General features: G+C 71.3%; 4 protein-coding genes and 2 pseudogenes. 2 read left to right on the top strand and 4 right to left on the bottom strand.

All coding sequences use genetic code 11. The annotated features are described in order from the left end of the window. The 4 genes and pseudogenes from RWX45_RS12825 to RWX45_RS12810 all read right to left on the bottom strand — a co-directional run. Positions 1–406 (bottom strand): annotated as a pseudogene (locus RWX45_RS12825) (hypothetical protein); the annotation flags it as partial. A gap of 9 nt (positions 407–415) precedes the next feature. Then, a complete protein-coding gene (locus RWX45_RS12820) occupies positions 416–1,915 on the bottom strand; it encodes a glycosyltransferase 87 family protein (RefSeq protein WP_316024105.1) in 1,500 nt (499 codons plus the stop codon). Positions 1,916–2,025: 110 nt separating this feature from the next. Next, positions 2,026–3,297 (bottom strand): MFS transporter, encoded by a 1,272-nt coding sequence (locus tag RWX45_RS12815; RefSeq protein ID WP_316024104.1) that lies wholly within the window; start codon positions 3,295–3,297, stop codon positions 2,026–2,028. Between the two features lie 64 nt (positions 3,298–3,361). After that, entirely contained in the window at positions 3,362–4,486 is a 1,125-nt protein-coding gene (locus RWX45_RS12810; RefSeq protein ID WP_316024103.1) for a hypothetical protein, read from the bottom strand. 243 nt (positions 4,487–4,729) lie between these two features. On the opposite strand from RWX45_RS12810, the gene RWX45_RS12805 reads away from it, so the two are divergent. Together RWX45_RS12805 and RWX45_RS12800 are read left to right on the top strand one after the other, a co-directional pair. Continuing rightward, positions 4,730–5,503: a PP2C family protein-serine/threonine phosphatase gene (locus RWX45_RS12805; protein ID WP_316024106.1), complete on the top strand. Its 774-nt coding sequence runs from the start codon at positions 4,730–4,732 to the stop codon at positions 5,501–5,503. Then, positions 5,500–6,030: pseudogene (locus tag RWX45_RS12800) on the top strand (hypothetical protein); the annotation flags it as partial. The gene RWX45_RS12805 and the pseudogene RWX45_RS12800, both read left to right, overlap by 4 nt.

Here is a 6,030-nt window from a genome sequence, read left to right as displayed (position 1 = left end):
GGGTACGCACGCTCACCCCGCCGAGCCGCACCGTCACCGGCAGGTGCGGGACGGGGACGTCGATGAACATGCGCCAGCCGCGTTGCGCCTCCAGCAGGCTGGCCGCCGCCTGGCGGCGCACGTCGCGGGGCGACGCCGGCAGCTGCTCCGGCAGGCGCTGGAACAGGGGACCCTCACTCGGAGCGTTCGGGGGCCGCATGACCATGCGTGCCAGGACCCGGGCCATGTCGCGGGGCGCAGGCTCGGCGTCGGTTGCGGTACCGGTGCCGGCATGCTGCGCGCGATCCGCCGAACCGTAGCCGTCATAGGGGATGACCCGCGGGCGCCAGCCGCGGCGCCGGAGCACGGGGATCGAGTCACGGTGGAACTGGTCCGCGACGGTGCGGACAATGTCGGAAAACGGCACGGAGCCATCTTACGGACGAATGCCGTCGGCGTCCGAGGGAGTAGCCGGGGCGGGCTCCCCATCCGGCCCTGCGCCGCCAGTTTCGTCAGCGCCGCCGCGCAGCACCTTGCTGCCGGTGCGCGGGCCGCCCGCGACCCCCGCCGGGTGGGCACGACGCCGGGCGAGGGCTCCGGCCGCACGCCACAGCACGACGCCGGTCGCGAGCGCCCACCACGTGTAGGACGAGCCCACGACCGTCGCCCAGAAGGGCCAGCCCTGTTCGACATGGTTCTGCTCCGGGAACCACCACTGCATGGCCAGGCCGAAGACCGCCGCACCCGTCGCGGCCGCCACCAGCAGGCTGGGGGTCGCCCACGCCAGTCCCGCGGCCACGAGCCCCATGAGGGCGGGCAGACACCACACCCAGTGGTGCGACCAGGAGATCGGCGAGACCAACAGGCCCAGCACCATCGCAACCGAGGTTTGCACGACCTGGATGACCCCGTCGGGGAGCGGGAAGCCAGGAGCACGGGGCGTTCGGATGGGGCGCTCGTTCGATGCGCCGACGGCGGCGGAGGGATTGTCGGTGGTAGGGGTAGCTCCGGCGTCGGTCGGGGAGGGGACGGTGGCAAGCGAAGAGGCGGTCGGGCGTGCGTCGGCCGGTGGGCGCAGGCGGTTCAGGCGCACCAGCAGCAGCCAGGCGGCGGCAACGGCTGCCACGACGAGGACGCCCCAGACCACGTCCCACAGCTGCTCCGGCAGCCAGCGCGCCACCAGCCCCTTGAGGTTCTGGTTGCCGGAGTAATCGGTGAAACCCGCACGGGAGGAATCCCACATCGCGGAGAAGAAGAACTGCGCCGACTCCCGCGGTGAGATCAGCCAGCACAGCGCCGTCGTCCCCAGCGCCGAGCCGACCATGGTGGCCGCACCCCGCCAGTCGCGCCGGGCCAGAAAGACCAGCACCGCGATGGCCGGCGTCAGCTTGAACGCGGCCGCCAGGCCGGCCAACACGCCCCGCAGGCGCGAGGACGCGGGCACCACCAGCAGATCCAGGGCCACCAGCATCATGAGGACCGCGTTGATCTGGCCGTACTCCATGGTTTTGGGTACCGGCTCCAGCAGCAGTACCGCGCCCAGCGCCAGCCAGGGGGCGGCGCCCCAGGCGACCCGGCGTGCTGCGCCCAGCGCATGCAGCACCGCCCAGGCCGTGATGGCGGTGCACACCGGTGTTGCCACCACCAGCGCCACCTGGGTGGCCCGGTCCGGCCACCAGGTCAGCGGCGTGAAGACCCAGGCCGCGAAGGGTGAGTAGGTGAATGGCCACAGCTGCTGGGCAGGGTTGGCGTACCACTCGTACAGGCTGCCGCCGGCGTGCCACTGGGTGACCGCGTGGTGATAGATCCAGGCGTCGAGCTTAAAGATTGCCGAACCGTCCTTACCCCACAGGGTCGGGTAGATGGACAGGGCGAGTGCCACCCAGCCGATGAGGGCCGCGGCCGGGGACACGAGCGCGCGTTTAAGGGACTCCACGCTCGGCAGTCTAGGGGCCGATACGTCGACGTGTGGGGCCGGAGTCGACCGCTCTCTGGCGCACCTGATGGTGAATCGGTGTAGTAGACGGCGAACCGATGCGGCTCAGGTTAGTCGGTCTTGGTGGCGTCCGGGTCCGCGGGCAGCGTGTGGCGCGGGCGGGCCCGTCGCAACGTGCGCAGTCCGGCCAGGCACATGACGACGCCGAGCCACCCCATGGCGGCAACCAGCAGGTAGCCGCCATGGCTGCCTGCGGCGTCAACCGCGTGACCGGCGAACATGGAGCCCAGCGACACGCCGACGTTCATGGCCGTCCCGACCCAGGCCAGGCCCTCGGTGAGCTGGGATGGCGCCACAGAAACCTGCGTGATGGAGTTACCCGTGGTGACGGTCGGGGCAATCGCCATGCCCGTCAGCGCCATGAGCACGCCCAGCACCACCAGGTTCGGGGCGAACATGAGGGTGGAGGCGCCCACGGCCAGCGCCGTCGTGCCGACGAGGAACTGCTGCCACAGCGGATAGCGCCACGAGCGCGAACCGTAGATAAGGGCGGCCGTGAACGAGCCGACGCCCCAGGCGGCCAGGACCGTTCCGGAGGCCGACTTCATACCGAGCTCGGTGGCGAAGGCGACAGCGGCGACGTCGTTCGCACCGAACATGGCGCCGGAGGCCAGGAAGACGGCAATGACGGCGACGACGGCGCCGTGCCGCAGCACCGGGCGTGTCGGCTCCGGCTGGCTGGTGGCCGCGCTCGCGGGGCTGCGGTGGCGGGTGCGCCGGTGCGGGGTGGGTTCGGTGGCGCGCTGGGAGAAGAACCACAGGCCACCACCCAGTTGCAGCACGACGGCGGCGACCCACCCGCTCGTCGGTGGTAGCGCCGGTGAGGTGCACAGCACCGTAGCCAACACCGGACCGATGATGAAGGCGACCTCGTCGAAGGCGGCCTCCAGCGAGAAGGCGGTATGCACTCCCTCCGGGGTGGTGAGCACAGTGGTCCAGCGTGAACGCACCAACGAGCCGAAGGACCCCGCCAGGAGCCCCGCCAGCGCCGACGTCGCTATGAGCAGCCCCAGTGGGGCGTGCGCCTGGGCGGCGACGACCAGGCCGATGAGCGCCGCCGCCGAGCCGAGCGTGGCCGGCAGCATGATGCGGGTCTGGCCGTGGGCATCGACGAGTCGGGCCAGGATGGGGGAGCCGATGGCGACGGCGATGACGTTCGCCGCGGAGACCGTCCCCGCGGCCGAATAGCTTCCGTATAGCTCCTGGATCGCCAGGATGGTGGAGATGCCCACCATGGACATGGGGAAGCGGGCGATGAGACCCGCGAGGGAGAAGCTGAGGGCGCCGGGGTGGCGCAGGATGGTGGCGTAGCTGCTGGACATTCAGTTCTGCTAGTGGACGGATGTGGGTTGAGGGGGTGAGAACGGTGGGCGGGTGCGGCCGCGCTCAGCGACTGGTGGGCTCGGCGTTGGCCCGCGAGAGGCTGAAGCCTTGGCCGGACACCTGGCTCCAGCATTCAATACCGGATTCGGAGGAGGTGCAGGCGAAGGTGTCGTTCTTGGCGGAGGCGCCGTAGTTGAGGGAGGCGCCGGTGGAGGTGAAGGACGTGCCGCAGCTGCCCTGGGCCTCGCCCTCGGAACCGACGCTCACCGTGAAGGCCTGATCCTTGGAGTTGTTGCAGGAGGCGTCGGCGGGGACGAAGTCGTGCTCGTTGATGGTGCAGGACACGGAGTCCTCGCTCAGCACGCAGCTGATGTTGCCTGACGGTGCGGTGAAGGCGTTCATTTCCAGGGCGTCGTCCGGGGCGGGCGCGGTGAGGTTCTGGGAGGCGGTCGGTGTAGGGGTCGGCGACGGCGTTGGGCTCGCCTCGGTGGGCGCCGGGGTGGTGGCGGGAGCCTGTGTTGCCGGGGCCTCGACGGTGTCGCTCGCAGGAGCGGAGGTCGTGGTGCGGTCGGTGTCCGAGGTGAGGAACCACACAACTAGGGCGACGACGAGTACTAGCGCAATACACCCGAGAACCCATAGCCACCGGTTGCCATTGTGCTGCCGCTCTTCGGACTCGGGGGTGCCGACGCCGAAGATCCCCTGTTCGGCGGCTGGCGGCTGCGCCTGAGCGGTGGGCTGGGCCTGCGGATACGTCGTCTGCTGGGGATAGGACTGCTGCGGGTAGCCGGCCGTCGCCTGCGCGGAGGGGTAGGCGACGGTGGGGGCGGCCCCGTCCGAGACGGACTGCCGTCGTTCCATGATGGGACGCCGGTCGGGCCCGGCCGCCTGTGTGATAGCAGACTGGGAGAGGGCCTGGGTGGGTGCCGCCGCACCGGACGCGGCCGCCTGCGCCTGCTCCAGGCTCAGGGCCTGGGTGGTGGCCGCAGCGTTGCGGCGCGCCAGGGCTGCGTCGACGGCGGGGTCCCCCAAGGTGCCGAGCCATTCCAGCAGCGCCGGGTAAGTGCGCGGGTTCTCCGCGATGTAGGGGCGTAGCCCGGGGTAGTTGTTGGCGAGCTCATGCAGGGTGCTGAGCTCCGCATTGGGGTCGCTCGCCCGTGCGACGAGGTCGTCTTGAGGCTGAGACATGCTGGGTCCTCCGCGGTTGCGTGAGCTCAATCCGCGCGTATTGACGCGGACTGCCGGTGGGTGCCGGTCACCATGAGCCTACCTGAGAGCCTGCTTTGGCGGCTTTAACAGGTATCGTCTCGGTGACAACCCCTGCACTCCGAGGAGGCGTCCATGCGCGAGGACACTGCCAGTTTGGCCGACCGGGCCGAATCCGAGGAGTCCGGTGCGGGCGATCCTGGCAGCGGCGGCCCGATTGCCGCAATGCCATCGGCGCCGGAACCGCTCGCAGCGGCCGGGCCACAAGTACGGACGGTCGTCGGTGCGTCCACGGACGTCGGCCGCCTCCGGCGCGTCAATGAGGACGGCTACCTGGCAGTGGCCCCAGCCTTCATCGTCGTCGACGGAATGGGCGGGCACGCTTCCGGTCGCGCCGCCAGCCGGGCGGCTCTGAGTGCCCTCCGCCCGCTGGCCGGCACGCGAATCACCGACCCGGACGTCGTCGTCGACGCCGTCGTCGCCGCCGGGGAGGCGGTCTCCGCGATCCCCTCCCAGGCCGCCAACCAGCCCGGCGCCACCGTTGCCGGCGCGGTATTCGCGGATTTGCCCGAGGGACCGACCTGGATTGTCCTCAACATCGGTGACTCACGCGTCTACTTGCTGCGTGACGACCTGCTCTCACAGCTGTCTCACGACCACTCCCAGGTGCAGGATCTCGTCGACGCCGGCAGGCTCACCCCGGCGGAGGCCCGCCGGGATTCGCGGCGCAATGTCGTGACGCGGGCGCTCGGCGCCGGCCTGGAGCAGACCGCCCTGCCCGAGCTGCATCTGGTTCCGGCGCGCGCGCAGGACCGCATTCTCGTGTGCTCCGACGGTCTGAGTGATGAGCTCGACGACGCCGAACTGGCCACGGTGCTCGGATCGGGTCTGGGCGCCCAGCGCACCGCCGAGCTCGCGGTGGCCGCGGCGCTCGAAGCCGGGGGGCATGACAATGTCACCGCGCTCGTTGTGGATCTGCTGCCGGAGGAGACCCGATGAACCAGGACGCGGGCGAGGAGCTCACGGCGGACGCGCAGGCCACCGTCCGCCTCGGCGACGCCGACGAGGCCGGACAGGGTGGCATCGCGATCCGAGGCAGGTACGGCACGGCCATGGTGTCGCCCGCAGCGCCGGAGCAGGTGCGCGCGCAGGTGCTGGCCGCCCTCGGCGGGCCCGCTCACAATGCGCCCGCCGAGGGGACGCCGAATACGAGGGCGGGCGCGGAGCCGGAGGCGCTCGAGGTCGGGGACGCTCCCGCTCATCCGGTCAGCGACGAACAGACCGCGCCGCGCCCCGATGGCGCCGGGCTGCTCGAGACGGGGGTGTGGGTCGACCCCGACGACGCCGTGCCGGTGGAGGTCGATCTGGGGGAGGATGCTGCGGCGGCGGGTGAGACCGTCGTGGACCCCTTCCCGTCGGTTCGTGCCGCGCGCTATCCCGAGCCCGAACCCGGCTCCGGTCGGCGTCGGCGCCGGGCCGCCCCCGCACCGGACTCGGATACGGCGGTGGCAGCCGCGGCCCCGGCC

This window comes from Actinomyces sp. MRS3W (assembly GCF_032465695.1).
Taxonomy (GTDB): domain Bacteria; phylum Actinomycetota; class Actinomycetes; order Actinomycetales; family Actinomycetaceae; genus Actinomyces.
This window is presented reverse-complemented; position numbering and strand designations above follow the sequence as displayed.